The following is a 26,340-nucleotide window of genomic DNA, read 5'->3' as shown; positions in this document are numbered from 1 at the left end:
GTCCTCCAAAATACCGGCTGTCACCGGCGACGTTGAGATCAGTCGGTCGAGCCGCCGACAACGGCGTCGCCCGCAGCCGGGTTCTCACCGTTGGTTTCGGCGGCCGGCGCGGCGCTCAGCACGTTGGCGAGCGCCGCCCCGGTGTGGTTGACGTGGACGACGAACGGCCGCACCGCGGTGTAGCGGATCACGCTGCACGACGCGGGGTCGGCGGTGATGCGCTGAAAGCCGTCGAGGTGCAGGCCCAGCGCGTCGGCGAGGACGGCCTTGATGACGTCGCCGTGCGTGCAGGCCACCCACAGCGCGTCGCCGCCGTGCTCCTCGGCCAGCCGTCGGTCGTGTTCGCGGACCGCGGCGACCGCGCGGGACTGGACCTCGGCCAGCCCCTCACCGTCGGGGAAGATCGCCGCGCTGGGCTGCTGCTGGACCACCGTCCAGAGCGGCTCCTTGACCAGCTCGCCGATGGCCCGCCCGGTCCAGGCGCCGTAATCGACCTCGCTGATGCGTTCATCGACCGTCGGGGTCAGCGACAGCGCCGCGGCTAACGGCTCCACGGTGCGCTCGCAGCGCAGGAGCGGCGAGCGCACCACCGCCTTGATCGGCAGCGCCGCCAACCGCTCGACGAGGCCCTCGGCCTGCTGGCGGCCCTTGTCGTCGAGGTCGACGCCGGCGCTGCGGCCCGCGAGGGTGTGCGCGGTGTTCGAGGTGGAGCGGCCGTGCCGCAGCAGGATCACGGTCATGTTGCGCTCATCACTCCAGTTCCGAGAAGGATCATCACCACGGCGCCGAGCACCACGCGGTAGCCGACGAACCAGTACATGCTGTGCCGTTCCAAGAACCGCAGCAGCCAGGCCACCGCGGCGAACCCGACGACGAAGGCGATGAGCACCGACACCAGCAACTGCGGTCCCGTCGCGCTCATCCCGTCGCTGACCGGGGCGAAGGCGTCCGGCAGCGAGAACAGCCCCGAGGCGAACACCGCGGGGATGGCCAGCAGGAAACCGAACCGGGCCGCCAGGGCCCGGTCCAGTCCCAGGAACAGCCCCGCGCTGATGGTCGCGCCGGAGCGGGACACCCCGGGCACCAGCGCCAGACACTGCGCCAACCCGACGATGACCGCGTCGCGCCAGGTCAGCTTTTCCACGTGGCGGGTCTGCCGGCCGACATACTCGGCGACGGCGATGACCAGCGCGAACACGATCAGCGCCGAGGCCACCAGCCACAGATTGCGCGCCCCGGTGCGGATCTCGTCCTTGAACAGCAGGCCCAGTACGCAGATCGGGATGGTGCCGATGATGACGAACCAGCCCATCCGGTAGTCGACGTTGTCCCGGCGGGTCCGGTCGAACAGGCCCGCGAACCACGCCCGCACGATCCGGGCGATGTCCTTGGCGAAGTACAGCAGGACCGCGGCCTCGGTACCGAGCTGCGACACCGCTGTGAACGAGGCCCCGGCGTCGTCGGAGAAGAACAGCCGCGAGGTGATCGCCAGGTGCCCGGACGACGAGACCGGCAGGAACTCGGTGAGGCCCTGCACGACCGACAGCACCACCACCTGCAGCCAGGACATCGCCGCCACTTCCACGCCGACGACCGTACCGTGGTGCCGCTGCGCGGCTTCCTCAGCGTGTCGCGGCTTCGGTGACCGCGTCGCGCACCGCGGCGATCAGGCTGCGTTCGTCGTTGAGGTCGAGGCCCCGGCAACTCCGGGTGGCCGCGGCCACCACGTCCTCGCGCTGCGGCACCGGGCCGGACAACCGCGGGCGGTAGATCTCGACCCGCAGGTCCTGGACGTCGAGGACCCGGAAAGCAAAGGTCCGCCCGTCGCCGACGGTGCCGAACCCACTTGCGTGCGGACCGGTGGTGACGTCTTCCACGGCGAACCCGTCGCCCAGTCCGGAGTCTGCACTCAGGGACATGGGCCGACCATACCGCCGGGGCGCACCGGCGCCTTCGGTGATGCCGGATAGAGTCTTTCGGCAGTGCTAGCCCAACGAAGGTTTTCCGCGCCGACCGCCCCGTCGCTGCCCAGCAAACCACCAGTGCGGCGCCGTCTGGTCGCCGCGCTGATCGGTTCGCTGGCGGTGCTGGGCGTCGTGTCGTGCTCGTCGACCCCGGTCGAACTGGCCCCGGCGACCATCCCCGCGGCCTCCCCCGCCGAGGCGCCGCCGCCGGCCCACCCGCCGGCGGGCGCGGTGCGGCCGCTCGACGCGCCGGTGCAGGGAGCGGTATTCGACCCGGCCGCCGCCGCGCTGCTGGTGCTCAGCCCCGGCGCCAACGCCGAGGCTCCGGCGCGACTGACGGTCTTCGGCTCGGGCACCGGTCCGGGTCGCGTGGTCGAGTTGCCCGGGACCGCCACCGCCGTGACCGTCGCCGAGGGCCGGGTGTACCTGTCGACGCGCGGCGGCTACTTCGTCGCCGATTCGGCCGATCTGGGCGCCGATGTGCAACGGGTCGAGGTCCGCGACCACGCGGACACCGACTTCACCGCGGTGGCCCGGCGCGCCGACGGCCGGATGGTGCTCGGCAGCGCCGACGGCGCGGTGTTCATCCTGAACCCGGCCGAGGGCGGACAAGCCGGCGTGGGCGAGTACCGGAAGATCTTTGCCCGGGTGGATTCGATTGTCACCCAAGGCGATACCGCTGTGGTGCTGGACCGCGGCCAGACCTCGGTGACGGCAATCAACGCCGCCGGCGAGGTCGCCCAGGCGTTGCGCGCCGGTGAGGGTGCGACGACCCTGGTGGCCGACCCGGTGGGCCGAATCCTGGTGACCGACACCCGCGGTGGCGAACTGCTGGTGTACTCGGCGGACCCGTTGATCCTGCGGCAGCGCTACCCGGTGGCCTCCGCGCCCTACGGCCTGGCCGGGTCAGCCGAACTCGCGTGGGTCTCGCAGACGGCGGCCAACACCGTGGTTGGTTACGATCTGTCCACTGGAATCCCTGTGGAGAAGGTGCGCTACCCCACTGTGCAGCAGCCGAACAGCCTGGGCTTCGACCCCGCCACCAACACCCTGTTCGTGGTGTCCGGTGCGGGCGCGGGGGTCCAGGTGATCCGCGACGCGGCGGGGGCCTCGTGACGAGCCGCGCGGCGCGCACGCGGTTGCCGCTGGGTTGGGACGTGGACCTGTCCGACGACTACGAGTGGATCCCGCTGCGGCTGCCCCCGGACGTCACGCGGCTGACCGCGTCCACCCGGCTGTCGATCGAGGCCGAGTACCGCGGCTGGGAGCTCACCAAGGTCCGGCTGTACACCGACGGGAGCCGCCGGGTCCTGTTGCGACGCAAGAAATCTCGCGTGCAGAATCCGCACGTCGATCCGATCCCGGGGCTGTGACGATGTACGAATTGGTGCGACGGGGGCTGTTCGCCGTGCCCGCCGAACGGATCCACACCGTGGTCTTCGGTGCGCTGCGCACCGCGACTGCGTGGGGGCCGCCGCGGCGCCGGCTGCAGGCCGTGCTGGGCCCGCAGGACCCGATCCTGGCCAGCACCGTGTTCGGGGTGCGCTTCCCGGGGCCGCTGGGGCTGGCCGCGGGTTTCGACAAGAACGGCACCGGCCTGCACGCCTGGGGTGCGCTCGGATTCGGCTACGCCGAGGTGGGCACCGTCACCGCGCAGGCCCAGCCCGGCAACCCGCAGCCGCGGCTGTTCCGACTGCCGGAAGACCGCGCGCTGCTCAACCGCATGGGCTTCAACAACCACGGCGCCGGCGAGTTGGCGCTGCAGCTGGCGCGACATCGGCCCGAGGTGCCGATCGGGGTCAACATCGGCAAGTCGAAAGTGACCCCACCCGAACGGGCGGTCGACGACTACCGGGCCAGCGCGCGTCTGCTCGGTTCGCTGGCGAGCTATCTGGTGGTCAACGTCAGCTCGCCGAACACCCCGGGGCTGCGCGATCTGCAGGCCGTGCAGTCGCTGCGTCCCATCCTGCAGGCGGTGCTCGAGGAGACGTCCACCCCGGTTCTGCTCAAGATCGCCCCGGATCTGTCGGATTCCGACATCGACGAGATCGCTGATCTGGCAGTGGAATTGGGCTTGGCCGGCATTGTCGCCACCAACACCACGGTGTCCCGCGATGGCCTGCGGACCCCCGGTGTCGACGCAATGGGCGCCGGCGGGGTGTCCGGGCCGCCGGTGGCCCGCCGGGCGCTGGAGGTGCTGCGCCGCCTGCACGCCCGCGCCGGATCGCAACTGGTGCTGATCAGCGTCGGGGGCATCGAAACCGCCGACGACGCCTGGGAGCGCATCACGGCCGGGGCCGCCCTGCTGCAGGGTTACACCGGCTTCATCTACGGCGGCGGCCTGTGGGCCAAGAACATTCACGACGGGCTGGCGCAGCGCCTGCACGCCGGCGGGTTCGGCTCGCTGAGCGAAGCGGTGGGCTCGGCCGCGCGCTAGCCTTCGCGCCCGTCGCGAGAGTGCGCAATCCCCGGAAAACGTCCGGCGTGGCGGCCGGGGACACGCACCCTCGCGGGGTGAAGTTGCGGGACTACTTCTGCTCGTAGGTGCCGTGGATGACGGCGCGGGCGATGGCGTTCATGAACAGGTTGAAGCCCAGGTAGGCCGGCGTGGCGTTCTCGTCGATCTCGAGCTTCTCCACCTGCAGCGCGTGCACGGCGATGAAGTAGCGGTGCACACCGTGACCGGCCGGCGGGGCCGCGCCCACGTAGCGGCGCAGGCCGGCGTCGTTGGCCAACGTCAGTGCGCTGCCGGGCAATTCGCTGCCGTCACCGATGCCGGCGGGCAACTCGGTGACGGTGCCGGGCAGGTTGGCGACGGCCCAGTGCCAGAATCCCGAGGCCGTCGGCGCGTCCGGGTCGTAGACGGTCACCGCGAAGCTGCGGGTCTCCTCCGGGAAGCCCGACCAGCTCAGCTGCGGGGAGACATCCTCGCCGCCGGCCCCCATCAGGCCGCTGACCTGAGCGTTGTCCAGCGGCTGGCCGTCGGTCACCGAAGACGAGGTCAGCGTGAAGCCGGGCAGCTTGGGCAGGTGATCGTAAGGGTCGTAGGGGAAAGCCATCGATTGCCTTTCTGTTGGGTGGGTGTCGGGCCTAGCAGTTCTTCAAAAAGTGTTCGAGCACCTCGGTGCCGAACGTGAGCGCGTCGACGGGCACCCGCTCGTCGACGCCGTGGAACAACGCCGAGAAGTCGAGTTCGGGCGGCAGTCGCAGCGGGACGAAGCCGAAGCAGCGGATGCCCAGCCGGGCGAAGTGCTTGGCGTCGGTGCCGCCGGAGAGCATGTAGGGCACCGTGCGCGCGGTGGGGTCGACCGCCAGCAGCGACGCGTTCATCGCGTCCACCAGATCACCGTCGAAAGTCGTCGCATACGAGGGCAGTTCGGTGATCCACTCGCGCACCACGTCTGGGCCGATGATCTCGTCGACCTCGCGCTCGAACGCGGCCTGCCGGCCGGGCACCACCCGGCAGTCGAGCACCGCCTCCGCGGTCGCCGGGATCACGTTGGCCTTGTAGCCGGCCTTGAGCATGGTGGGGTTCGCCGTGTCCCGCAGGGTGGCCCCGATGATCCGGGAGATGGGCCCCAGCTTGGCGATGGTGCCGTCCAGATCCGGTGAGTCGGGATCGAAGGTGTAACCGGTCTCCTCGCTGACCGCGGCCAGGAACTCGGCCACCGCGTCGTGCACCACGATGGGGAACTGATGCCGGCCCAGCTTGGCCACCGCCTCGGCCACCGCGGTCACCGCGTTGTCGTCGTGCACCATCGAGCCGTGCCCGGCGCGGCTGCGGGCCGACAGCCGCATCCACAGCATGCCCTTCTCGGCGGTCTCGATCAGGTACAGCCGCCGCTCGCCGCCGTCGGCGCGCGGGACGGTCAACGAGAAACCGCCCACCTCGCCGACGGCCTCGGTGATGCCCTCGAACAGGTCGGGCCGGTTGTCCACGAGCCACTTACAGCCGTAGTTGCCGCCGGCCTCCTCGTCGGCGACGAAGGCGAACACCAGGTCGCGCGGTGGCACGATGCCGGCGCGCTTGAAGTGCCGCGCGACGGCGATCATCATGCCGACCATGTTCTTCATGTCGATGGCGCCGCGGCCCCAGACATAGCCGTCCTCGACGGCACCGGAGAACGGGTGCACGCTCCAGTCGGCGGCCTCGGCCGGGACGACGTCGAGATGTCCGTGCAGCAACAGCGCGCCGCGGGAAGGGTCGGCGCCGGGCAGCCGGGTGAACACGTTGGCCCGGCCGGGCGCCCCCGACTCGAGGTATTCGCACTCGTATCCGACCGCCTCGAGCTGCTCGACCACCCAGCGCGCACACTCGGCCTCACCCTTGGTGGTCTCGGGCACCCCGGTGTTGGACGTGTCGAACCTGATCAGGGTGCTGACGAGGTCCACCACCTCGTCGACGGCGCGCAGAGCAGAGGTCACAGTGCCTGTCTACCAGTTCCCGGCCGCAATGCGGGGGTTGGGTTTGGGCCAACCACACCCGATCCGTTAGCCTTAGCTGCCCGCCGCGGAGGTTTTCCGGTGGGCGATGTCCGAGTGGCGGAATGGCAGACGCGCTAGCTTGAGGTGCTAGTGCCCTATTAACGGGCGTGGGGGTTCAAGTCCCCCCTCGGACACCCGACTGAGGCCGACCAGGTCTCACCCCTGGCGGACGACCGTCGGCGGATTCCAGTCGCCGTCGACGATCGGCGCCTCCGGCCAGTACAGCCGCAACATCAGGTTGAAGTCACCGCTGTCCGGGGCGGGCAACCAGTTGGCTTCCTTGTCCGGGCCCGGGCTCTGGCTCTGCACGTAGATGTCCACCGAGCCATCGGGGTTGGCGGTCAGGCGCTCACCCCGCAGCGCGTAGCGGTCCGCCGGATTGTCGACAAAGAACCCGCGCTCGTCGTAGAGCGTCAGCGACCAGAACGCCCGCACCGGCGGCACCTCGTCGGCGGCGAACCGCAGCACATAGGCGTTATCGCCGTTGAGCTGGTCGCCGGCGGCGTCGACCCGGCCCGCGGGGTAGACGGCGTCGGCCGGCAGGTTGGCGCCCAACCCACCGTGGGCCACCACGGCGCGCGCGGCGTAATTGGTGCCGTAATCGCCCATGTCGGTGCGGGCGATCCGCCAGCCGTTGACTTCCTCGCTGCCCAGATCGATTTCGATCTGGCGCAGCGCCTCGGGCCAGGCTTGTTCCCAGACGGCCCGCGTGTCGGCGGGCAGCGCGGCCAGATCCAGCCTCTCGGCGGGGCTCCAGCCGATCGCGGCCAGTTGGTCCAGGACGGCTTGATCGCCCGGGCGGGGCTGGTCGTGGGACAGCGCGGAGTAGTACACATCCCAGTACTGCTGCGGGGTCAGGTCGTGGATGTGGCGGGCGACCTCCTGATCCACCGGCCAATCCTGGCGCAGATCGGTGCTGGTGGGCGGCTGGTAGGCGGTCCCGTACGCGCTCAGCGGGACGACGGTCATCGCGTTCTGCAGGTCGACCACCGCGGGCACGTCCTCGGGTCCGTCGACCTGGATCCGCCCGATCATCCAGCCCGCATCGGTGGCCGGCCGGTACTCGTGCACCCCCGCGGGCAGATCACCCTCCCAGTCCGGTCCGACGATCGCGAACTCGTAACCGGCGCCGGCATCCTCGATGGTCCGGGTGCCCGGGGCGGCGTCGATGTTGGTCCACATGTCCAGCAGTGGAAACAGGTGGTAGCGCTCCCCCATCGGGGGCACCCCGACGATCAGCGGTTCTTCCGACACGTCGAAGAACATCGACGTGTAGAGGGTGTCGACGTTCGGCCGGACCACACCGGTGAACGACGCATCCGGCAGGAACGCCAGGTGCGCAAGCTGATTCATCGGCGCCGCGCCGGGTGCCGGGGCCGCGACGTTGGTGGACTGCCGCCGCGTCACCTCGACCGAGACCAGCGGATAGGTGTACACGTAGGCCTGCACCGCGGCGGCCAGGTCCACATCGCCCGTCTCCATGCCGGGGGACGTACCGGTTTCCCGCTGACCGTCGCCCGACGAACAGGCGGCCGTGGCCACCAACGCGAGCATCGACGCGACCGCTGCGGCGGCCTTCGCGCGCCGACCCATCCACTTCATCACCATCGAGAGCTCCGTCCGTTCACCCACCGATCCCAGCGCCGACTCAGACTAGCCCGCCGAGGCGACCGGAGAGCCCGGTGCGGATCACCGGCTCAGTACACGTCGCGCAGGTACCGCTTCTCGGCGATGAGCTCGCGCTTGTAGTCCCGGGCGGCGTCGGAACTCATGCCGCCGTGGGTGCGGATGATGTCGGTCAGGGCCGCGTCGACGTCGTGGGCCATCCGGGCGGCGTCGCCGCACACGTAGAAATGAGCGCCGTCGGCGAGCCAGCGCCACAGCGCGGCGCCGGCGGCCCGCATCCGGTGCTGGACGTACACCCGCTTCGCCTGGTCACGCGAGAACGCCACGTCGAGGCGGGTGAGGAAGCCGTCGGCTGCCATGTCCTCGAGCTCGGCACGGTAGTAGAAGTTCTGCTCGCGGTGCTGATCGCCGAAGAACAGCCAGTTGCCGCCCGTGTGGCCGAGCGTGCGGCGCTCCTGCAGGAATCCCCGGAACGGGGCGATACCGGTGCCCGGCCCCACCATGATCATCGGGGTGGCCGACTCGCTGGGCGGCCGGAAATGCGGTGAGCGCTGTAGGAAGACGTCTACGTCGGTGCCGAGCGGCAGGTCGGCCAGATACGTCGACGCCACCCCTCCGCGGCGCGCCCCCTCGGGGGTGCGGTACCGCAGCGTCGAGACCGTCAGCTGCACCTCGCGCGGACTGACCAACGGGCTCGACGAGATCGAGTACTGCCGCGGGGTCAGCCGCACCAGCACGTCCTGCCATTGCGCGGCGTCGGCGCGCACCGGGAACTCCCGGACCACGTCGAGGCCGTTGCGGTCGACCAGCCATTTCTCCAGGGCCTCCCGACGGCGCAACCGCTTGGCCACCGCGCGGTCCGGGTTGTGCTCGGCGACGAAGTCGAGCAGGTTCGGCGTCACCTTGCAGATGTCGTAGTAGGTGGTCAGCGCGTGCCGCAACTCGGTTTCCGCGCCGTCGACGACGACCGTCGCCGAACCGGAAAGCCCGGTGGCGGCGAGCCATTCGTCCACCGCGGCAGCGTGGTTGGCGACGTAGACGCCCAGCGAATCACCCGCCGAGTACTCGACGTCGTGGGCGCTGAGGTCGAAGCCGAACTGGCGGACCTCCTTGGCCGCGGTGGCCGGGGTGAGCCGCACGTTGCGGCACAGCGACGCCGCGACCGGCCGGCTGCGGGTGAACGGCGCCGGCCCGCTGGGTGCGGGCCGGACCGGTGATCCCGGCGCAGGTGAAACCGCCATCAGCTCGACGACTTTGTCGGCCCATGCGCTCAGCTGTTCCTCGTCGTGCACCTCGTGCTCGGCGCGCTCGAACAACCGGGTCGCCCCGAGCTCGGCGAGCCGGCGATCCAACGACTTTGCGTACCCGCAGAAGTCGGCGTAGGCGCGATCACCGAGGCCGAGCACCGCGAAGCGGACCCCCGCCAGCGAGGGCGCCGCGGCGGCGGCGAGCCGGGCCCAGAAGTCCGCGCCGTTGTCGGGCGGGTCTCCGTCGCCGAAGGTGCTGGTGACGATGGCCACCTCGCCGGCGTCGGTGAGATCGGACAGCGCGGTCTGATCCAGCGTGCGCAGCCGCGCCGTGCCGAGCCGGCCGCCGAGGACCCGAGCCAGCTCTTCGGCGTTGCCGGTCTGCGAGGCCCACAGCACCAGCGGCCCGGTCCCGGCGGCCGCGGTCGGCTCCTCGACGGCTGCGGGTGGCGGCGCGACCAACTCCAGACGCACCGCGCAGAACTTGAGCTCCGGCTGCAGCGACTCGGGGTCGACGGCGTCGTTGGTGACCGCGTTGATGTTGCGTGCGCGGCCGTCGGCGTCGTCCCAGTGGAACGGCGCCCACAGGTTCCCCGGGCCTACCCGGTCGGTCAGCACGGCCGGCAGCACGGCCCGCCCGCGCCGCGACACGACCGCCACCGTGGCGCCGCCGGCGACGCCCAGGGCCGCGGCGTCGTCGGGATGGATCTCCACGAACGGGGCGCCGTTGAGTTTGTTCAACGTGGCCACCCTCCCGGTCTTGGTCATGGTGTGCCATTGATGTTGCAGCCGACCGGTGTTGAGAACCAGCGGGTACTCGTCGTCGGGCAGTTCGGCCACCGGCAGGTGCGGCCGCGGGTGGAACACGGCGCGGCGGGTGGCGGTGGCGAAGGCCAGCCGGGGCCGCCGCCCGTCGGCGTCGACGAACAGGTCCTGCGAGACGCCGTCGTTGAGGTAGCGGATCGGGTGGCGGTCGGCCAGGTCACCGGGGCCACCGTCCGGGCCGATCTCCGGTGGGCACGGCCACTGCAGCGGGGTCTCGCGCAGCCGCTCGTAGCTCGCGCCGCGCAGGTCGTATCCCGTTGCCGGATTGTGGAATCGGCGGATCTCATCGAAGATCTGCTCGCTGGACTTGTACTCGAAGTGCGCGCCGAAGCCCAGATGTTGGGCCACCCCGCAGATCAGTTCCCAGTCCGGCCGGGCCTGCCCCACGGCCGGCACGCTCTGCTGAAGCAGCGTGAGGTTGCGCTCGGAGTTGACCATCACCGCATCAGATTCGGCCCACAACGCGGCCGGCAGCATGATGTCGGCGTAGCGGTTGGTCGCGGTCTCGGCGTAGGCGTCCTGGGTGATCACCAACTCGGCGGCCCGCAGGCCCTCGATCACCGTGGCCCGGTTGGGCACGGTGGCAACCGGATTGGTGCAGATGATCCACACCGCCTTGATGTCACCGGTGCGCAGCTGCCGGAACAGCTCGATGGTGCCCGGTCCGACGTCGCTGGGGATGCTCCCCGGATCGATGTCCCACTGCGCCTCGACGAACGTCCGGTCGGCGGCCGACAGCACGGAGCGCTGCCCCGGCAGACCCGGCCCCATGTAGCCCATTTCGCGGCCGCCCATGGCATTCGGTTGTCCCGTCAGCGACATCGGGCCGGAACCGGTGCGGCAGATCGCGCCGGTGGCCAGGTGCAGGTTGCAGATGGCGTTGGTGTTCCAGGTGCCGTGGGTGCTCTGGTTGAGCCCCATCGTCCAGCACGTCATCCAGTCCCCCGCCGCCCCGATCAGGGCGGCGGCGGTGCGGATGTCGGCCTCGTCCAGCCCGGTGATCTCAGCGACCCGCCGGGGTGAATAGTCAGCGAGGAACGCCGGCATGGCCGCCCAGCCCTGCGTGTGCTCGGCAATGAAATCCCCATCGATGTCCCCATTTTCGGCCAGTAGGTGCAGCAGGCCATTGAGCAGCGCCAGGTCGGTTCCGGGACGGATCGGCAGGTACAGGTCGGCATGGTCGGCGGTGGCGGTGCGCCGCGGGTCCACCACGATCAGCTTGGCGCCGGCCTTCACCCGGTCGAGCATTCGCAGATACAGGATCGGATGACAATCGGCCATGTTCGCACCGATCACCAGGAACAGGTCGGCGGCGTCGAAGTCGGCGTAGGATCCCGGCGGGCCGTCGGAGCCCAGCGATTGCTTGAAACCCGTTCCGGCACTTGCCATGCACAGCCGCGAGTTGGATTCGATGTGCACCGTGCGCAGGAACCCCTTGGCCAGCTTGGTCGCCAGGTACTGGGCCTCCATCGACATCTGGCCCGAGACGTAGAGCGCCACCGCGTCGGGCCCGTGCTCGTCGACGATCGCGCGCAGCCGCGTGCCGGCCTCGGCCACTGCGACCTCGACGTCGACCGCGACCGGTTCGGCGTCGCGCACCGGACGCAGCAAGGCCGAGGTCAGTCGGCCCTCGGTGGCCGCCATCAGCTCCGCGTGCGTGGCACCCTTGGTGCACAACCGGCCTAAGTTGGCCGGATGCAGCCTGTCGCCGGAGACCCGGGCGATCACCGGCAGCCCGGTCGCAGCGTCGGGGCGGGTCTGCACCGAGATCCCGCACCCGACACCGCAGTACGAACACGCGGTGCGCGTCGTCGTCATCGAGGCGCTCAACCTCCCGCCGGGACCGGCACGGTGTCACCGGCCGGCTCGGCGGTCCGGGACCGCGGCGCCTGCAGGCGCAGGAAGACGAACCAGGTGACGACGGCGCAGACCACGTAGAAGCCGAGGAACACCCAGAACGCGTTGGTGGCGGACTTCGCGTCGCTCACGTAGGAGGCGCGCAGGACGATGTTGATGAACACCCCGCCGAGGGCCCCGACGGCGCCGGCGAAGCCGATCAGCGCGCCCGACATGCTGCGCGACCAGGCGGCCTTGCCGGCGCGATCCAGGTCGTCGCGGCCCTGCGCCTTGGCCTCGAAGATGGACGGGATCATCTTGTAGGTCGAACCGTTGCCGATCCCGGACAGCACGAACAACAGGATGAAACCCGCGACGTAGCAACCCATCTGGGTTCCGGTGGGGGCGGCGCTGGTCGCGTCGTCGACCATTCCCGTGACCACCAGGATGCCCGCGGCGAAGGTCATGGCCACAAAGGTGTACAGAGTGATCCGCCCGCCGCCGATGCGGTCGGCGAGCTTGCCGCCGTACGGCCGGGAGATCGAGCCCAGCAGCGGTCCCAGGAACGCGATCTGCGCGGCGTGCAGGGCGGCCTGCGCGGGGGTGTCGCCGCCGGCCAGGTAGTTGATCTGCAGCACCTGCCCGAACGCGAACGAGAACCCGATGAACGAGCCGAAGGTGCCGATGTAGAGGAAGCTCATCACCCAGGAGTGCTTGTGGCGCAACGCTTCCGCCAGGGCACCCAGATCGGAGCGCTGGCTTTTCAGGTTATCCATGAACAAGGCGGCGCCGAGGGCGGCCAGGCTGATCGCGACCAGGTAGATGGCGCACACGATCTCCGGGCGCGCGTTGCCCACCGTGGCGATCACCAGCAGGGCCACCAACTGGATGACCGGCACGCCGATGTTGCCGCCGCCGGCGTTGAGTCCCAGCGCCCAGCCCTTGAGCCGCTGCGGGTAGAACGCGTTGATGTTGGTCATCGACGAAGCGAAATTGCCGCCGCCGAGCCCGGCGAACGCCGCGACCACCATGAACGTCGTGTAGCTGGTGCCGGGTACGGACATGAAGTACCAGGTCAGCGCCGTCGGAATGAGCAGCAGCAGCGCGCTGACGACGGTCCAGTTGCGCCCGCCGAACCGGGCCGGGGCGATGGTGTACGGAATGCGCATGAACGCGCCGACCAGGGTGGGCACCGCCACCAGGTAGAACTTGCCCGCGGCGTCGATGCCGTAGACGTCGTCCGGCATGAACAACACCATCACCGACCAGATGGACCAGACGGAGAACCCGACGTGCTCGGCGACGATGGACCAGATCAGGTTGCGTTTGGCGATCTTGTTGTTGCCCGCCTCCCAGGCCTGAACATCCTCGGCGTCCCAGTCCTCGATATCGCGGTCTCGGGTGAACGACAGTGCTGGCATCTCGGCCCTCCGGGGTGGTGTTGTCGCGCTTGCCTCAGGTGTACCGACCGGCAATGCCGCACCGATTGCGCGGTGGTGACCGCGGTGTCACCAGTGCCTCACACCGCCGAACGGCCCGTCGTGAGCCGCTCGTCGGGCCCGTCGGAGACGGCTAACCTCGAAGAATGACCGCCGAAGGGGAGCTCCTTGCCCTGCGCAGCAACATCGACGACCTGCTGGACAAGCTGCGCGAGGCGGAACAGGCGTGGGCGCCGGGCCTGGCGCAGACCGCGCCCGAATTCCGAGACTCGGCGCGAAACATGGTGCACTACTTGGCAATCCGACAGGTTGACCTGCGCGACCTGCAGGGCGATCTGGCCCGGCTTGGGCTGTCCTCGCTGGGCCGCAGCGAGCCCCACGTGCAGGCCACCCTGCGGGCCGTGCGGGCGGCCCTGACCGCCATGCTCGGCCACGACGGCTGGACACCACCGGAACCCAGCGCGGTGCCGCTGCAGGAGGGCACCGCGCTGCTGGTCCGGCACGCCACCGCGTTGCTCGGACCGGTGCCGTCGCACCGGGCGGCCCGCATCATGGTCACCATGCCGACGGCGGCGGCAACCGATGAATCGCTGGTCGGTGACCTGGTGCGGGCCGGCATGGACCTGGCGCGCATCAACTGCGCCCACGACGACCCGGACACCTGGCGCGCCGTCGCCGCCAACGTGCGCCGCGCCGCTCGCGACGCCAGCCGCACCTGTTTCATCGCGGCCGACCTGGCCGGACCGAAGGTGCGCACCGGGGCGCTGCGACCGAGCGGGGCGAAGCTGCGGCTGTACCGCGGCGACGTGCTCGAGCTCACGCGGGATTGCGGACCGGCGCCGGTGGACCGGGAGATCCCGCGGATCGGGTGCACGCTGCCGGAGGTGATCGACGCCGCCGAGGTGGGCCACCGGGTGTTGTTCGACGACGGCAAGATCGCCGGCAAGGTGGTCGAAAAGGACCCCGACCTCCTGCGCATCACCATCACCCACGCCCGTGCCAAGGGCGCAAAGCTGCGCGCCGACAAGGGCATCAACCTGCCTGACACCACCCTGTCGGCGTCCGCGCCCACCGACCAGGATCTCGTCGACCTCGCGGTCATCGCGGAGTTCGCCGACCTGGTCGAGATGTCGTTCGTGCAGCAACCCGGCGACGTCGAGCGGCTGCTCGAGGAGTTGGGGCGCCTCGACGCGCACGACATGGGTCTGGTGCTCAAGATCGAGACGCCCAGCGCCTTCGAACACCTACCGAGACTGCTGATCACGGCCATGCGCCGGCCCAAGGTGGGCGTGATGATCGCCCGCGGCGACCTGGCGGTCGAATCCGGCTACGAGCGACTCGCCGAACTCCAGGAGGAGATCATGTGGCTGTGCGAGGCGGCGCATGTGCCGGTGATCTGGGCGACGCAGGTCCTCGAACAGCTCGCTAAGCAGGGCAACCCGTCGCGCGCCGAGATCAGCGACGCCGCCATGAGCGAACGCGCGGAGGCCGTGATGCTCAACAAGGGCCCCTACATCCGCGATGCCGTGGTCACGCTCGATGACATCCTGCGCCGGATGAACGAACACCAGAACAAGAAGGTGCAGCTGATGCGGCCGCTGCGGTCCTGGCAGCCGACGTTCGGGGACGCGGCAAAGTCGCCCGCGGCCGCGGGCGGATGAGGCACGATCGAGCCAGATGCGCGTGGGCGCATCGGTGCAGCGGAAGGGGAATGCGATGGGAGCCAGTGACCAGGACACCGTCCTGACCTGTGCGCACGAGGGCTGCGGCTGTCGGGTGCGGATCGAGGCGCCGTGCGACTGCTCGGAGAACGGCGGCGCCTACCGCTGTACGTGCGGCGCTGAACTGGTGCCCGTCGACCGGTAACCGATGTCCGCCTCACCCACGCACCGAACGCGCTATCGCGACCGCGTCGAGGCCGGCCGGGCGGTGCTGGCGGCGCTGCTGCGCGCGGACGCCGACCTGCGCGAGGCCGATGTTCTGGTGGTGGGGCTGGCCCGCGGCGGGGTTCCGGTGGCCGCCGAGGTGGCGGGCGGTCTGGGCGCCGGGCTCGATGTGGCGGTGGTGCGAAAGCTCGGCGCCCCCGGGCGCGAGGAACTCGCGCTCGGGGCCATCACCCGGGACCGGATGGTGCTCAACGACGCGCTGGTGCGCTCGCTGGGGATTTCCCGGGACACGCTGGATGCGGTGGTCGAGACCGAGCGCCGCGAACTGCTGCGTCGCGAGGAGGCGTATCGGGCGGGCCGGCCTCCGGTCCCGATGCGGGGTCGGGTGGTGATCCTGGTGGACGACGGCATCGCCACCGGTGCCACCATGCGTGCCGTCGCCCTCGACGCGCGCGAGCGCGGGGCGGCCCGAACGATCATCGCGGTGCCGACCGCACCGGCGAGCGCGCCGCGGGAATTCGCCGACGTCGCCGACGAGTTCGTCTGCCCGCATCTGCCGGATTCGTTTGTCGCCGTGGGCTTGTCCTACGAGGAGTTCGACCAGACCAGCGACGAGCAGGTGCGCACGCTGCTGCGTTAGGGGGTGTTGGGCTTGGTCGCGTCGTCGGCGATCGGGTCGCCGGATCCGGCCTCGGGCTCCGCGACCGCCTGGTCGTCGGGATAATCGGCGTCGAAGGTCTGGTAGGTGGCGTCGACGGTGTCAGCGTCGGGATCGGGCTCCGGCTCGGCCGGCGCCTCCTCGGCCGCCGGCGCAGCGGCGCGCTGTTTTTCCCGGATGGCGTCGACGATCAGCAGCAGGACCCCGATGACGCTGGCCGCGATGCAGACCCAGGCAATCACCTCGTTGCTGGTCACCACGGCCGTCACCAGGGCTGCCAGCCCGATGACCGCCAGTACCAGAGCGACGATCAACATCGCGAACTCCCCGTCGGTCGACTAGTTGGTGCCGCGGTTGAACTGGTTGAAGCCGCCCTCGCCGGCGCTGGAGTCCACCGGAGCCGCCGAACCGCGCTGGCCGAGCTCCTCGAGCTGCGATTCCAGGTAGGTCTTGAGCCGCGTGCGGTATTCGCGCTCGAAGGTCCGCAGCTGCTCCAACCGGCCCTCGAGCACGGTGCGCTGCTGGTTGATGGTGCCCATGATCTCGGAATGCTTGCGCTCCGCGTCGGCCTGCAGCGCGTCGGCCTTCTCCTGGGCCTGGCGCAGCTGGGTCTCCGAGCGGGTCTGCGCGTCGGAGAGCATGGCGTCCGCGCGCGCCTTGGCGTCGGCGACCGTGGTCTCCGCGGTGCGCTTGGCCTCGCTGACCATGGCGTCGGCATTGGCGCGTGCGTCCGCGAGCAACTTGTCGGCCTCGGCCTTGGCCGTGCCGGTCAGCCGGTCGGCGGTGTCCTGGGCCAGTGCCAGCACCTTGGCGGCCTTGACGTGGGCCTCTTCGCCGGACGCGGCCGGGGCCGCCTGCGGGGCCGGGGCCGGCGGCTCGTAAACCGGCTGCGCGGGCTCGGGTTCGGGCTCCGGCGTGTACAGCGGGACGGCCTGCGCGGACTGCCCGCCGCCCCCGGCGCGGGCGCTGGCGAGCTCCTGGTCGAGTTCGCTGACGCGCTGGCGCAGGTCGGCGTTCTCCTCGATGAGGCGGGTGAGCTCGGCCTCCACCAGGTCGAGGAACGCGTCGACCTCGTCTTCGTTGTAGCCGCGCTTTCCGATCGGCGGCTTGCTGAACGCGACGTTGTGAACGTCGGCGGGTGTGAGCGGCATTTCCTGCCCCCTTGAGTCTGGACGGTCAAACCGATCGGACAAGTTTAAGGCGTACTACCAAGTTGGTAGCCCGGACTGTAACTGGCGTCCATCCTGTCACACCAGAACCGTCGGTTGCTAAGCAGCCCGATAATTAAGAACGAATTTCAATCTCGGGCGGTGCCGAATAGGGCTCTTGCGGCCCCCCGAACTCGCAGCTTAGGCCGGTGATCCGGCGCTCACATCGCCGCGGCGAAGGCCACTCGCATACCGATGAAGGCCAGCAGCAGCAGCACCATGATGGACAGATCCAGGCGCACCGCACCCAGGTTGAGCGGCGGGATCAGCCGTCGCAACAGCTTCACCGGCGGGTCAGTCAGCGACATGACGATCTCCAGGATCACCACCGTCGCCCCGCGCGGATGCCAGTCCCGGCTGAAGGATCGGATGAACTCGACCACGATCCGCGCGATGAGAAGCAGCCAGAAAACAAACAGCGCGAAACCCAGGATTTCGAAGAAAATCTTCAACCTAGAGCGACCTTACTGACGAGGTTGGGATGCTGCCGACACCGGTCGGTCGACGCCTCGGTCAGCTTACCGGCTGGTCTTACTGGTACGCGTAGAAGCCGGCCTCGGCCATCTTGCGACGCTCTTCGGGCGTCACCTCGACGTCCGCGGGAGACAGCAAAAACACCTTGGTGGCCACCTTGTCGAACGATCCGCGCAACGCAAACGCCAGGCCGGCGGCGAAATCGACCAGCCGCTTGGCGTCGGCGTTGTCCATCGAGACCAGATCCATGATCACCGGGGTGCCGTCGCGGAACCGCTCGCCGATGGTGCGGGCCTCGCTGTAGTCCTTGGGGCGCAGCGTGGTGATCTTCGACAGCGGGCTGCCCTCGTCGAACAGCATCGCCATCCGGCGCGGGTCCATCGCCAGGGCGCCGCGGGTCGGTCCGCGCAGCGCGCCCAGCCGCGGCGGGGTGGCGCGGTCGAACTCGCGCGGCCGGAACCGCGGGTCGTCGCCGTAGCCGCCGCGGTAGGCAGCGCCGGCGTATTCCGGCTCGTCGTCGTACTCGTGCTCGCGTTCCGGGTAGCGGCCGCGCTCGTAGCCGTCGTCGAACCGCTCTCGCCGCGGGTACGGGCGGGCGCCGCGGTCGTCGTCGTCGTAATACTCGTCGTCGTAGTCCTCCAACGGTGCCATCCCGAAGTAGGCCTTGACCTTGTGCAGTGCGCTCATCGTGGACCCTCTCGATGCTCTAAAAGTCTTGGTGCCTGTGATGAAGATGTGACTGGAGTGACTACTCACGGTGACGTTAGCGGTCGCGGGCCCAGAAGCGCGGTACCGACACGCACGCAAGTTGATCCGTGTTTCACGGCAATTTCGAGATCCTGCGTCATGCCCGCGGACAGCCCGAGGCGCTGCGGATACCGGTCCTGGACCCGGCGCAACTCGGCGGCCAACGCCGCGAACGCCTCCTCGGGGTCGGCCTGCAGCGGCGGCACCCCCATCAGTCCCACGAGCTCCAGACCCTCGGCGCCGTCGATCTGCGCGCACAATTCGTCGACCTGCTCCGGGGCGTCGATATCCACCCCGCCGCGGGACACGTCACCGTCGAGGCTGATCTGGACGTAGACGCCCAGGGGCTCGGTGCGGTGCCCGGCGGCACGCGCCTCGGCCACCCCGCGATCCAGCGCGGTGGCCACCCGGGTGCTGCTGACCGAATGGACCACCGCGGCCCACGACGCGATCGAACGCGCCTTGTTGCGCTGGATCTGCCCGACCATGTGCCAGCGGACCCCGGCCGGCCAGTCGGGCTCGGCGGCCGCCGACTCGATCTTGGCGCGGGCCTCCTGATCGCGAGCCTCCCCGAACGACCGACAGCCCAGGTTCGCCAGAATGCCGATATCGCTTGCCGGAAAGAATTTGGTTATGGGCAGCAATTCAATTTCTTCGACTTTGCGGCCGGCATTATTCGCGGCCGTTGATAAACGGCTTTGCAGGGCCGTCAAAGAATTTGCCAGCTCAATGCGGCGGTTCGCTGATTCAGTCATTCCACCCACACCAACGAGGCCAGCCGGCCGGTCGGCGCGCCGCGGCGGTGGCTGAACAACGTCCGGTCGGCGACCGTGCAGCGCGGATCGATATCGATGGCCGCCACGCCGAGATCCTTGAGTTGGCGGGCGATTCCGGCCCGCAGATCCAGACCGGCGGTGCCCTTGGCGGTGACGGTCCGGCTGCCGGGCAGAGCAGCCTCGACCTCGTCGGCCATCGCGGCGGGGACCTCGTAGTTGGCGCCGCTGACGGCCGGGCCGAGCAACACCGAGATGTCCGCGAGGTGGGCGCCGGCGCGCAGCATGGCCTCCACCGTCCGGGGCACCACCCCGTTCTGGGCGCCGACGCGTCCGGCGTGCGCCGCGCCGACCACCCCGGCGCGCGCGTCGGCCAGCAGAACCGGGACGCAGTCGGCGGTCACCACGGCGAGCGCCAACCGCGGGGTCGCCGTCACCAGCGCATCGGTGTCCTCGACGCGCGGGCGCGGCCCGTCGACCGTTTCCACCCGCACCCCGTGCACCTGGTTCATCCAGATTACCCGGTCCTCGCCCAACCCGGTGGCGCTCGCCAGCCGACGCCGATTGGCCGCCACGGCCTTCGGGTCATCCCCGACGTGGTCGCCCAGGTTGAACGTGTCGTACGGCGGCTTCGAGACGCCGCCGGCCCGCGTGGTCGTCACGCGTCGTACGCGCAACACCTGTCAGTGGCGCATGAAGGGCGGCACGTCGACGTCATCGTCGGCGATGCCCCCATCGTCTGGGCCGTCACCGCCGCCGACGCGCACCGTGGCGCCGTTCGAATGCGGCGGCACGCTGGCCGCGTCGGACGGTTCGAACAGCGGCGAGCTGACCTTGCCCGCCTTGCCCGGGGCGATCGGCTGGGTGGCACCCGGGGTCCCGGGTGTGGCGCCCGGACTCACCACCGGCTTGCGCCCGGCGGCACCCGCCTCGAAGCCCGCCGCGATGACGGTCACGCGCACCTCGTCGCCGAGCGAGTCGTCGATCACGGTGCCGAAGATGATGTTGGCGTCCTGGTGCGCGGCGTCCTGGACCAGCGAGGCGGCCTCGTTGATCTCGAACAGGCCCAGGTCGCTGCCGCCGGCCACCGACAGCAGGACGCCCTGAGCGCCCTCCATCGACGCCTCGAGCAGCGGCGAGTTGATCGCGATCTCGGCGGCCTTGAGCGCGCGGCCGTCCCCGCGCGCGGCGCCGATGCCCATCAACGCGGTCCCGGCGCCGCTCATGACGCCCTTGACGTCGGCGAAGTCGACATTGATCAGACCCGGGGTGGTGATCAGGTCGGTGATCCCCTGCACGCCGTTGAGCAGGACCTCGTCGGCGCTGCGGAACGCATCCATGAGCGACACCGCGGCGTCGCCCATCTGCAGCAACCGGTCGTTGGGGATCACGATCAGGGTGTCGCAGCTTTCCCGGAGGGTCTGGATCCCGGCCTCGGCCTGATTACTGCGCCGCTTGCCCTCGAAGGAGAACGGCCGGGTCACCACGCCGACGGTGAGCGCGCCGAGCTTCCGGGCGATGGACGCCACGACGGGCGCCCCGCCGGTGCCGGTGCCGCCGCCCTCACCGGCGGTGACGAACACCATGTCGGCGCCGCGGAGCAGCTCTTCGATCTCATCCTTGGCGTCCTCGGCCGCCTTGCGGCCGACCTCGGGGTCGGCGCCGGCGCCCAGACCACGGGTGGAATCGCGGCCCACGTCGAGCTTGACGTCGGCGTCGCTCATCAACAACGCCTGCGCGTCGGTGTTGATGGCGATGAACTCGACGCCCTTGAGGCCCTGTTCGATCATTCGGTTGACGGCATTGACGCCGCCGCCGCCGATGCCGACCACCTTGATGACGGCGAGGTAGTTGTGCGGGGGGGTCATGGTCTTCCTCCCATGGGACGATTGCGATCGGGCGCCGAACCCCTTGATGAGCAAACCCTCAACCTCAACCATAGGCTTAGAGTTATGTCAAGTAGTTCTGCGTAACCAAGACGGTATGGGTGGTGCGGCGGCTATTACGGCAGGCGCGCCGACGTGTCGGCCGGCAATTTCGATCTCACTTGACGGTGGGCAGGTCCGGACTCGACACGTCGTAGGTGTGTCCGGGCTGCGTCAGCAACGCCGCGAGCTTCTCGGCCTTCTCCTCGGTGCGCTCGTGGGTCCCCCACACCACCTGCCGGCCGTCGATCAACGTCAGGGTGATCGAGGCCACCGACGGCGCGGCCACCCGGCCCACCTGCTCGGCGACCTCCGGGCGCAGCGAGGTGAGCACCGCCAGCGCGGCCAGGGTCGACGGATCCGTCGGCCCTGGATTCGCGACCTCCAGGTACGGCAGCGACGGCGGCGGCGGGGCCGTCGCGAAATCGACGCCGTCGCGGTCGTACAGGTGCGGGCCGTCGGGGAAGTCCATCACCGCGACCGGGAGGCGCTCGGCAATGGTGATCCGCAGGGTCGAGGGGTACTCGCGCTGCACCCGCGCGCTGGCCACCCGCCGGATGGTGGCCACCCGGTCGGCCACCACACCGGTGTTGACCTGCAGCAGCGGGACGCCCAGCGGCACCGCGGCAACCGCCGTCACCTCCTCCACCGGCACCTCGGCGGTGCCCACGACGACCACCTCGCGCACCGACATCACCGGGGTGAAATACAGGATCGACCCCACCCCCACGCCGAGCACGACGAGCAGCACCGTCAACAGCACCGCCCGCAATCCCCGGACCTTGCCGCGCGCGGTCGCCGCCGGCGGCGGGACGAGTCCGGCGGCCCGTCGCTTGGCCTCCCGCCGGGCCTCCTCGATGGCCCGGGCCCGTTGTTGGGCCGCGCGGCGCTGCTCTCGCTCCCGCCGGGCGCGCCGCCGGGGACCCTCGAAATCGGTCTCGGCCGGCGGGCCCGGGTCCTCGCCGGCAGATTCTGCCTGGGCCGGCTGCGGTGCGGCCTGCTCCTCGGCCACCGGAGCCTCCTCCGGCGGTGTCGGCCCCGTGGGCTCGCTCACCAGGACGCTCCGGAGCCTCCGGGCGCGGCACGGTTGGCCTGCACCTGCAGCTGGATCAGGATCTCCGGGCCGAGCATGGTCACGTCGCCGGCGCCCATTGTGACGATCACGTCACCCGGACGGGCCACCTCGGCGACGGTGTGGGCCACCGTGGAGAAGTCCGGGAGGTAACGCACCGGCACCCTGACCCGCTCGGCGATGGTGGCGCCGCTGATCCCCGCGATCGGCTGCTCGCGCGCGGCGTAGACGTCGAGCACGAAGACGCGGTCCGCACAACCCAATGCATCGGCGAACTCGCCCGCGAAAGCCTTTGTCCGGGAATACAAGTGCGGTTGGAACACCACCAGAGCGCGGCCGCCGCCACTCTGTTCGGTCACGGTTTGCAGCGCCGTGAGCACCGCCCGCACCTCGGTCGGATGGTGGGCGTAGTCGTCGAACACCCGGATCCCGTTGGCGACGCCGACCAGCTCGAACCGACGGCGCACGCCTTCGAAACCGGCCAAGCCGTCGAGCACCAGTTCGGTCGGCGCCCCCGCCTCCATCGCGGCCAGCAGCGCCGCCAGGGCGTTGAGCGCCATGTGGCGACCGGGCACCGAGAGCCGCAGGGCCCGCGGGTGCGGTTCGCCGGCCAACTGGATCTCCGCGACCGCACCGGTCCCCTGCTGCTGCCAGGACAGCAGCGCCCCGGCCAGCGGCCGGTCGCCGGGGGCGCCGTAGGCCAGCACCCGCACGCCCTGGGCGGCGGCGCGGTCGGCCAGCGCGGCCGCGCCGGGATCGTCCACGCAGACGACCAGCGCCCCGCCGGGCGCCAACCGGTCGACGAACTTGTCGAACACCTCGGTGTAGGCCTCGGGGCTGCCGAAGAAGTCCAGGTGGTCGGCCTCGATGTTGGTGACCACCGCGACGTTGGGGGTGTATTCCAGCAGCGAGCCGTCGCTCTCATCGGCCTCGGCCACGAAGCAGTCCCCGCTGCCGTGGTGGGCGTTGGTGCCGGCCTCGCCTAGGTCACCGCCGACCGCGAACGACGGATCCAGCCCGGCATGCTGCAGAGCCACGATGAGCATCGAGGTGGTGGTGGTCTTGCCGTGCGTGCCGGTGACCATCAGGGTGGTGTGCCCCTCCATCAGCCTGGCCAGCACGTTGGGGCGCATCACCACCGGAATCGCCCGGCGGCGCGCCTCCACCAGTTCCGGGTTGGTCTTGGGGATCGCGGCGTGGGTGGTGATGACCGCCGTGGGGCCCCCGGGCAGGAGGTCGAGGGCGGCCGCGTCGTGGCCGATGTTGATCAGCGCGCCGCGCGCCCGCAGCGCGACCACCCCCCGGGACTCCTTGGCGTCGGAACCGGACACCAGCGCACCCCGGTCCAGCAGGATGCGGGCGATGCCGGACATACCGGCCCCGCCGATGCCCACCATGTGGACCCGGCGCAGTTCCTCGGGCAGCGGCGCGCTCATCGACGGGCCCCCGCCCGGGCCGCCCGCGCGATCTCGACGGCGACCGCGGCCACCCGCGCGGCGGCGTCGCGGTGGCCGACGGCGGCGGCGGCCGTGGTCATCTGCGCCAGCCGCGGCCCGTCGGTCAGCAGTCCCGCGACGGTCTCGGCGACGTAGGCCGGGGTCAGGTCGGCATCGGCGACCAGCAGACCGCCGCCGGCGTCGACCACCGGCAGCGCGTTGAGCCGCTGCTCGCCGTTGCCGATGGGCAGCGGCACGTACACCGCGGGCAACCCGACGGCGGACACCTCGGCGACCGTCATCGCGCCGGAACGACAGATGGCCAGGTCGGCGGCGGCATAGGCCAGGTCCATCCGGTCCAGATAGGGCACCGCCACGTAGGGCGGATCGCCCGGCCCGGGGGTGCGCAGCTCCAGCACGTTCTTGGGGCCGTGCGCATGCAGGACGGCAATGTTGTTGGCGGCCAACGCCTCCGCGGCCCCGGAGACCGCCCGGTTGATCGACGCCGCGCCCTGCGAGCCGCCGAACACCAGCAGCACCCGGGCGTCCTCGGCGAACCCGAAATGGGCCCGCGCCTGCGCACGCAGCCCCGCGCGGTCCAGGCCGGTGATGGTCGAACGCACGGGAACACCGACCACCTCGGCCCCCTTGAGCCCGGAGCCGTCCACCGCGGCCAGCACCCGGGCGGCGCTGCGCGCCCCCACCTTGTTCGCGATGCCGGCGCTGGCGTTGGCCTCGTGGATGACCACCGGCACCGGGCGTCGGCGGGCCAGGCCGGGCCGGGCGGCCAGATAGGCCGGCAGCGCGACGTAACCGCCGAAGCCGACGACGACGTCGGCCTGCACCGTATCGAGGATCGCGCGGGTCTGCCGCACCGCCCGCCGCACCCGCAGCGGCAGCCGCACCAGGTCGGCGTTCGGCTTGCGCGGCAGCGGCACGGGCGTGATCAGCTGCAGGTCGTAACCGCGGTCGGGCACCAAGCGGGTCTCCAGACCGCGGGCCGTGCCCAGCGCGGTGATCCGCACCTCGGCGTCCATGGCCCGCAATGCATCGGCGACGGCCATCGCGGGTTCGACGTGTCCGGCCGTCCCGCCGCCGGCCAGGACCACCGAGATGCGCTCCTGCCCACCGGCAGACACCGGGACCGAGTCATTCACCCGTAACGCTGACCTTCCACTGTCCTGGCCCTGCGTGGCCGCGGGGTACCCGCGCTCGCAGCGCTCGATTGCTTTCGTGCCCGCGGGGTTGACCTCGCGCGGCGTTGACCGTCTCCATGATGCACCGACCGGCGGGCGGCCCGGTCATCCGCATGGGCCTTGGCCGTGCGACCGGCCGGCGCCGAACTCTTCGCCCTGGGTTTGGCCGACCGCTTGGCGGCCGTCTTCGGCTGGCCCTTCTTGGCCGGCGTCTTCTGGGTGCGCAGCCGGTCACGCAGCGCCTCGACGCGGCTGGGCACGTACGGCTCGGGCAGCGGCAGGCGCAGGATCCGGTTCATCCGGTCGTCGCGGCCCGCGCGCAACGCCGCGACCGCGTCCGGCTCGTGCCGGGCCGCATTGGCCATCAGCCCGATGATGAACAGCTCGGTGGCCGTGGAGGTTCCACCGGCAGAGATCAGTGGCAACTGCAGGCCGGTGACGGGCAGCAGTCCGACCACATAGCCGACGTTGATGAACACCTGGCTGAGCGTCCAGAACGTTGCGGTGGCCGTGAGCAGCCGCAGGAACGGGTCGACCGACCGACGGGCGATCCGCATTCCGGTGTAGGCGAACAGCGCGAACAGGCACAACAGCCCCAGTGCGCCGATGAAGCCGAGCTCCTCGCCGATGATGGCGAAGATGAAGTCGTTGTGCGCATTGGGCAGATAGTTGTATTTTGCCGTGCCCTGGCCCAGTCCTTCGCCGAACATCCCGCCATTTGCCAAGGCGAACTTGGCCTGCCGAGCCTGGTACCCCGACCCCATCGCATCCGCGGACGGGTCCAGCCAGGACTGCACGCGCGCGCTGCGGTAGCCCGCCGAGACCGCCAGGATGGCGCCGGCGACCAGCACCGCCAGCGAGGATGTGACGAACACCTTCAACGGCAGCCCGGCATACCAGAGCAGCGCCAGCAGGATGAGTCCCAGCGAGATCGTCTGGCCCAGGTCGGGTTGCAGCAGAATCAGCGCGAACGCGATCAGGACGGCGGGCACCAGCGGGATCAGCATCTCCCGCAGCGAGGCGCGTTCCATCCGGCGCGCGGCCAGCAGTTGAGCGCCCCAGATCGCGAACGCGATCTTGGTCAGCTCCGAGGGCTGCATGGAGAACCCCGCGAACACGAACCAGCTGCGCGAACCGTTGGACAGGGTGCCGATGCCGGGAATCAACACAAGGACGAGCAACACAACGGTCAGTGCGAAGCCGGGGAACGCCAAGCGCTGAATGACCGAGACCCGCATCCGCAATGCAATGTAGAACCCGACCAGTCCGATGACGGTCCAGAGGACCTGCTTGACAAAGATGGTCCAGGGCGAGCCGTCGGCATCGTAGGAATGCACCCCGGACGCCGAGAGCACCATGATCAGGCCGAGCGTCGCCAGCAACGCCGCCAGCGCGATGATCAGGTGGAACGAGGTCATCGGCTTGTTGAGCCACGCCCCGAACTTGCCGCGATTCGGTGCGGGCGCCGCAGACGGTGCCGCAGGGTCGTCGCGCCCCGGGCGCACCCGGTCCCACCACCGGGTCACGATATTGGCCGCCATCG

The 26,340-nt window shown here is 70.3% G+C and carries 25 protein-coding genes and 1 tRNA gene; 7 read left to right on the top strand and 19 right to left on the bottom strand.

Translation table 11 applies throughout. The annotated features are described in order from the left end of the window. Window positions 1-38: 38 nt before the first annotated feature. Genes R2K23_RS10020 through R2K23_RS10010 form a run of 3 tightly spaced genes read right to left on the bottom strand, consistent with a single transcriptional unit; the run spans window position 39 to window position 1,919 of the window. Complete coding sequence (locus tag R2K23_RS10020; RefSeq protein ID WP_316516373.1) at window positions 39-740, bottom strand: histidine phosphatase family protein; 702 nt, start codon at window positions 738-740, stop codon at window positions 39-41. Then, complete coding sequence (locus R2K23_RS10015) at window positions 737-1,570, bottom strand: undecaprenyl-diphosphate phosphatase (RefSeq protein WP_316517185.1); 834 nt, start codon at window positions 1,568-1,570, stop codon at window positions 737-739. The genes R2K23_RS10020 and R2K23_RS10015 overlap by 4 nt, the downstream gene beginning before the upstream one ends. A 52-nt stretch (window positions 1,571-1,622) precedes the next feature. Next, window positions 1,623-1,919: a hypothetical protein gene (locus R2K23_RS10010; RefSeq protein ID WP_316516372.1), complete on the bottom strand. Its 297-nt coding sequence runs from the start codon at window positions 1,917-1,919 to the stop codon at window positions 1,623-1,625. Between the two features lie 123 nt (window positions 1,920-2,042). On the opposite strand from R2K23_RS10010, the gene R2K23_RS10005 reads away from it, so the two are divergent. The 3 genes from R2K23_RS10005 to R2K23_RS09995 are packed head-to-tail and all read left to right on the top strand — an operon-like array spanning window position 2,043 to window position 4,401. Continuing rightward, complete coding sequence (locus tag R2K23_RS10005; RefSeq protein WP_316516371.1) at window positions 2,043-3,080, top strand: YncE family protein; 1,038 nt, start codon at window positions 2,043-2,045, stop codon at window positions 3,078-3,080. Next, window positions 3,077-3,337: a DUF5703 family protein gene (locus tag R2K23_RS10000; RefSeq protein ID WP_316516370.1), complete on the top strand. Its 261-nt coding sequence runs from the start codon at window positions 3,077-3,079 to the stop codon at window positions 3,335-3,337. The genes R2K23_RS10005 and R2K23_RS10000 overlap by 4 nt, the downstream gene beginning before the upstream one ends. Window positions 3,338-3,339: 2 nt before the next feature. Beyond that, window positions 3,340-4,401: a quinone-dependent dihydroorotate dehydrogenase gene (locus tag R2K23_RS09995; protein WP_316517183.1), complete on the top strand. Its 1,062-nt coding sequence runs from the start codon at window positions 3,340-3,342 to the stop codon at window positions 4,399-4,401. 91 nt (window positions 4,402-4,492) lie between these two features. Here the strand turns inward: R2K23_RS09995 and R2K23_RS09990 are convergent, their stop codons facing one another. Further along, window positions 4,493-5,023 carry a YbhB/YbcL family Raf kinase inhibitor-like protein gene (locus tag R2K23_RS09990; RefSeq protein WP_316516369.1) on the bottom strand — a complete coding sequence of 177 codons (531 nt, stop codon included), beginning with the start codon at window positions 5,021-5,023 and terminating at the stop codon, window positions 4,493-4,495. A 31-nt stretch (window positions 5,024-5,054) separates the two neighbouring features. Then, window positions 5,055-6,389, bottom strand: coding sequence for a M20/M25/M40 family metallo-hydrolase (locus tag R2K23_RS09985; RefSeq protein ID WP_316516368.1), 1,335 nt, complete (start codon window positions 6,387-6,389; stop codon window positions 5,055-5,057). A gap of 108 nt (window positions 6,390-6,497) precedes the next feature. Between R2K23_RS09985 and R2K23_RS09980 the strand changes: the two genes are divergently transcribed. Continuing rightward, window positions 6,498-6,583: transfer RNA gene (locus tag R2K23_RS09980), tRNA-Leu, on the top strand. Between the two features lie 22 nt (window positions 6,584-6,605). Here the strand turns inward: R2K23_RS09980 and R2K23_RS09975 are convergent. The 3 genes from R2K23_RS09975 to R2K23_RS09965 all read right to left on the bottom strand — a co-directional run bounded on the left by R2K23_RS09975 (window position 6,606) and on the right by R2K23_RS09965 (window position 13,404). After that, window positions 6,606-8,081 carry a DUF1254 domain-containing protein gene (locus R2K23_RS09975; RefSeq protein ID WP_316516367.1) on the bottom strand — a complete coding sequence of 492 codons (1,476 nt, stop codon included), beginning with the start codon at window positions 8,079-8,081 and terminating at the stop codon, window positions 6,606-6,608. Window positions 8,082-8,146: 65 nt separating this feature from the next. Then, complete coding sequence (locus tag R2K23_RS09970; RefSeq protein WP_316516366.1) at window positions 8,147-11,965, bottom strand: bifunctional nitrate reductase/sulfite reductase flavoprotein subunit alpha; 3,819 nt, start codon at window positions 11,963-11,965, stop codon at window positions 8,147-8,149. Window positions 11,966-11,973: 8 nt separating this feature from the next. Beyond that, window positions 11,974-13,404 carry a nitrate/nitrite transporter gene (locus R2K23_RS09965; RefSeq protein ID WP_316516365.1) on the bottom strand — a complete coding sequence of 477 codons (1,431 nt, stop codon included), beginning with the start codon at window positions 13,402-13,404 and terminating at the stop codon, window positions 11,974-11,976. A gap of 164 nt (window positions 13,405-13,568) precedes the next feature. Here R2K23_RS09965 and R2K23_RS09960 point away from each other — a divergent pair, with 164 nt between their 5' ends. From R2K23_RS09960 to R2K23_RS09950, 3 genes are read left to right on the top strand one after another with little or no spacing between them, the layout of a single operon-like run. Further along, entirely contained in the window at window positions 13,569-15,083 is a 1,515-nt protein-coding gene (locus R2K23_RS09960; protein WP_316516364.1) for a pyruvate kinase, read from the top strand. Window positions 15,084-15,138: 55 nt separating this feature from the next. After that, window positions 15,139-15,288 carry a copper-binding metallothionein MymT gene (mymT, locus tag R2K23_RS09955; protein ID WP_316516363.1) on the top strand — a complete coding sequence of 50 codons (150 nt, stop codon included), beginning with the start codon at window positions 15,139-15,141 and terminating at the stop codon, window positions 15,286-15,288. A 3-nt stretch (window positions 15,289-15,291) separates the two neighbouring features. After that, window positions 15,292-15,948 carry a phosphoribosyltransferase gene (locus R2K23_RS09950; RefSeq protein WP_316516362.1) on the top strand — a complete coding sequence of 219 codons (657 nt, stop codon included), beginning with the start codon at window positions 15,292-15,294 and terminating at the stop codon, window positions 15,946-15,948. Here R2K23_RS09950 and R2K23_RS09945 read toward each other — a convergent pair. The 11 genes from R2K23_RS09945 to ftsW all read right to left on the bottom strand — a co-directional run bounded on the left by R2K23_RS09945 (window position 15,945) and on the right by ftsW (window position 26,338). Further along, window positions 15,945-16,283, bottom strand: a complete 339-nt coding sequence (locus tag R2K23_RS09945) for a hypothetical protein (RefSeq protein ID WP_316516361.1) — start codon at window positions 16,281-16,283, stop codon at window positions 15,945-15,947. The genes R2K23_RS09950 and R2K23_RS09945 overlap by 4 nt on opposite strands. A gap of 21 nt (window positions 16,284-16,304) precedes the next feature. Beyond that, on the bottom strand, window positions 16,305-17,117 hold the full coding sequence (gene wag31 / locus R2K23_RS09940) for a DivIVA-like cell division protein Wag31 (protein WP_316516360.1): 813 nt from the start codon (window positions 17,115-17,117) through the stop codon (window positions 16,305-16,307). Between the two features lie 218 nt (window positions 17,118-17,335). Further along, entirely contained in the window at window positions 17,336-17,626 is a 291-nt protein-coding gene (locus tag R2K23_RS09935; protein WP_316516359.1) for a YggT family protein, read from the bottom strand. 79 nt (window positions 17,627-17,705) lie between these two features. Continuing rightward, window positions 17,706-18,335: a cell division protein SepF gene (locus tag R2K23_RS09930; protein ID WP_316516358.1), complete on the bottom strand. Its 630-nt coding sequence runs from the start codon at window positions 18,333-18,335 to the stop codon at window positions 17,706-17,708. Window positions 18,336-18,400: 65 nt separating this feature from the next. Then, window positions 18,401-19,150 carry a YggS family pyridoxal phosphate-dependent enzyme gene (locus R2K23_RS09925; RefSeq protein ID WP_316516357.1) on the bottom strand — a complete coding sequence of 250 codons (750 nt, stop codon included), beginning with the start codon at window positions 19,148-19,150 and terminating at the stop codon, window positions 18,401-18,403. Continuing rightward, complete coding sequence (gene pgeF / locus R2K23_RS09920; RefSeq protein WP_316516356.1) at window positions 19,147-19,848, bottom strand: peptidoglycan editing factor PgeF; 702 nt, start codon at window positions 19,846-19,848, stop codon at window positions 19,147-19,149. The genes R2K23_RS09925 and pgeF overlap by 4 nt, the downstream gene beginning before the upstream one ends. A gap of 3 nt (window positions 19,849-19,851) precedes the next feature. Further along, complete coding sequence (gene ftsZ, locus R2K23_RS09915) at window positions 19,852-21,036, bottom strand: cell division protein FtsZ (RefSeq protein WP_316516355.1); 1,185 nt, start codon at window positions 21,034-21,036, stop codon at window positions 19,852-19,854. A gap of 175 nt (window positions 21,037-21,211) precedes the next feature. Continuing rightward, the gene (locus tag R2K23_RS09910) at window positions 21,212-22,147 is read right to left on the bottom strand and encodes a cell division protein FtsQ/DivIB (RefSeq protein WP_316516354.1); all 936 of its coding nucleotides are present in this window, start codon (window positions 22,145-22,147) and stop codon (window positions 21,212-21,214) included. Beyond that, the gene (gene murC, locus R2K23_RS09905) at window positions 22,144-23,601 is read right to left on the bottom strand and encodes a UDP-N-acetylmuramate--L-alanine ligase (protein WP_316516353.1); all 1,458 of its coding nucleotides are present in this window, start codon (window positions 23,599-23,601) and stop codon (window positions 22,144-22,146) included. Before murC ends, R2K23_RS09910 begins: the two co-directional genes overlap by 4 nt. Beyond that, complete coding sequence (gene murG / locus R2K23_RS09900) at window positions 23,598-24,758, bottom strand: undecaprenyldiphospho-muramoylpentapeptide beta-N-acetylglucosaminyltransferase (RefSeq protein WP_316516352.1); 1,161 nt, start codon at window positions 24,756-24,758, stop codon at window positions 23,598-23,600. The genes murC and murG overlap by 4 nt, the downstream gene beginning before the upstream one ends. After that, entirely contained in the window at window positions 24,755-26,338 is a 1,584-nt protein-coding gene (ftsW, locus tag R2K23_RS09895; RefSeq protein WP_316516351.1) for a putative lipid II flippase FtsW, read from the bottom strand. Before ftsW ends, murG begins: the two co-directional genes overlap by 4 nt. Window positions 26,339-26,340: the final 2 nt, after the last annotated feature.

Source organism: Mycolicibacterium sp. MU0050 (assembly GCF_963378085.1).
GTDB lineage: Bacteria > Actinomycetota > Actinomycetes > Mycobacteriales > Mycobacteriaceae > Mycobacterium > Mycobacterium wendilense.
The sequence above is the reverse complement of the archived record's forward strand: the minus strand, read 5'-3'. Positions and strand labels throughout refer to the sequence as shown.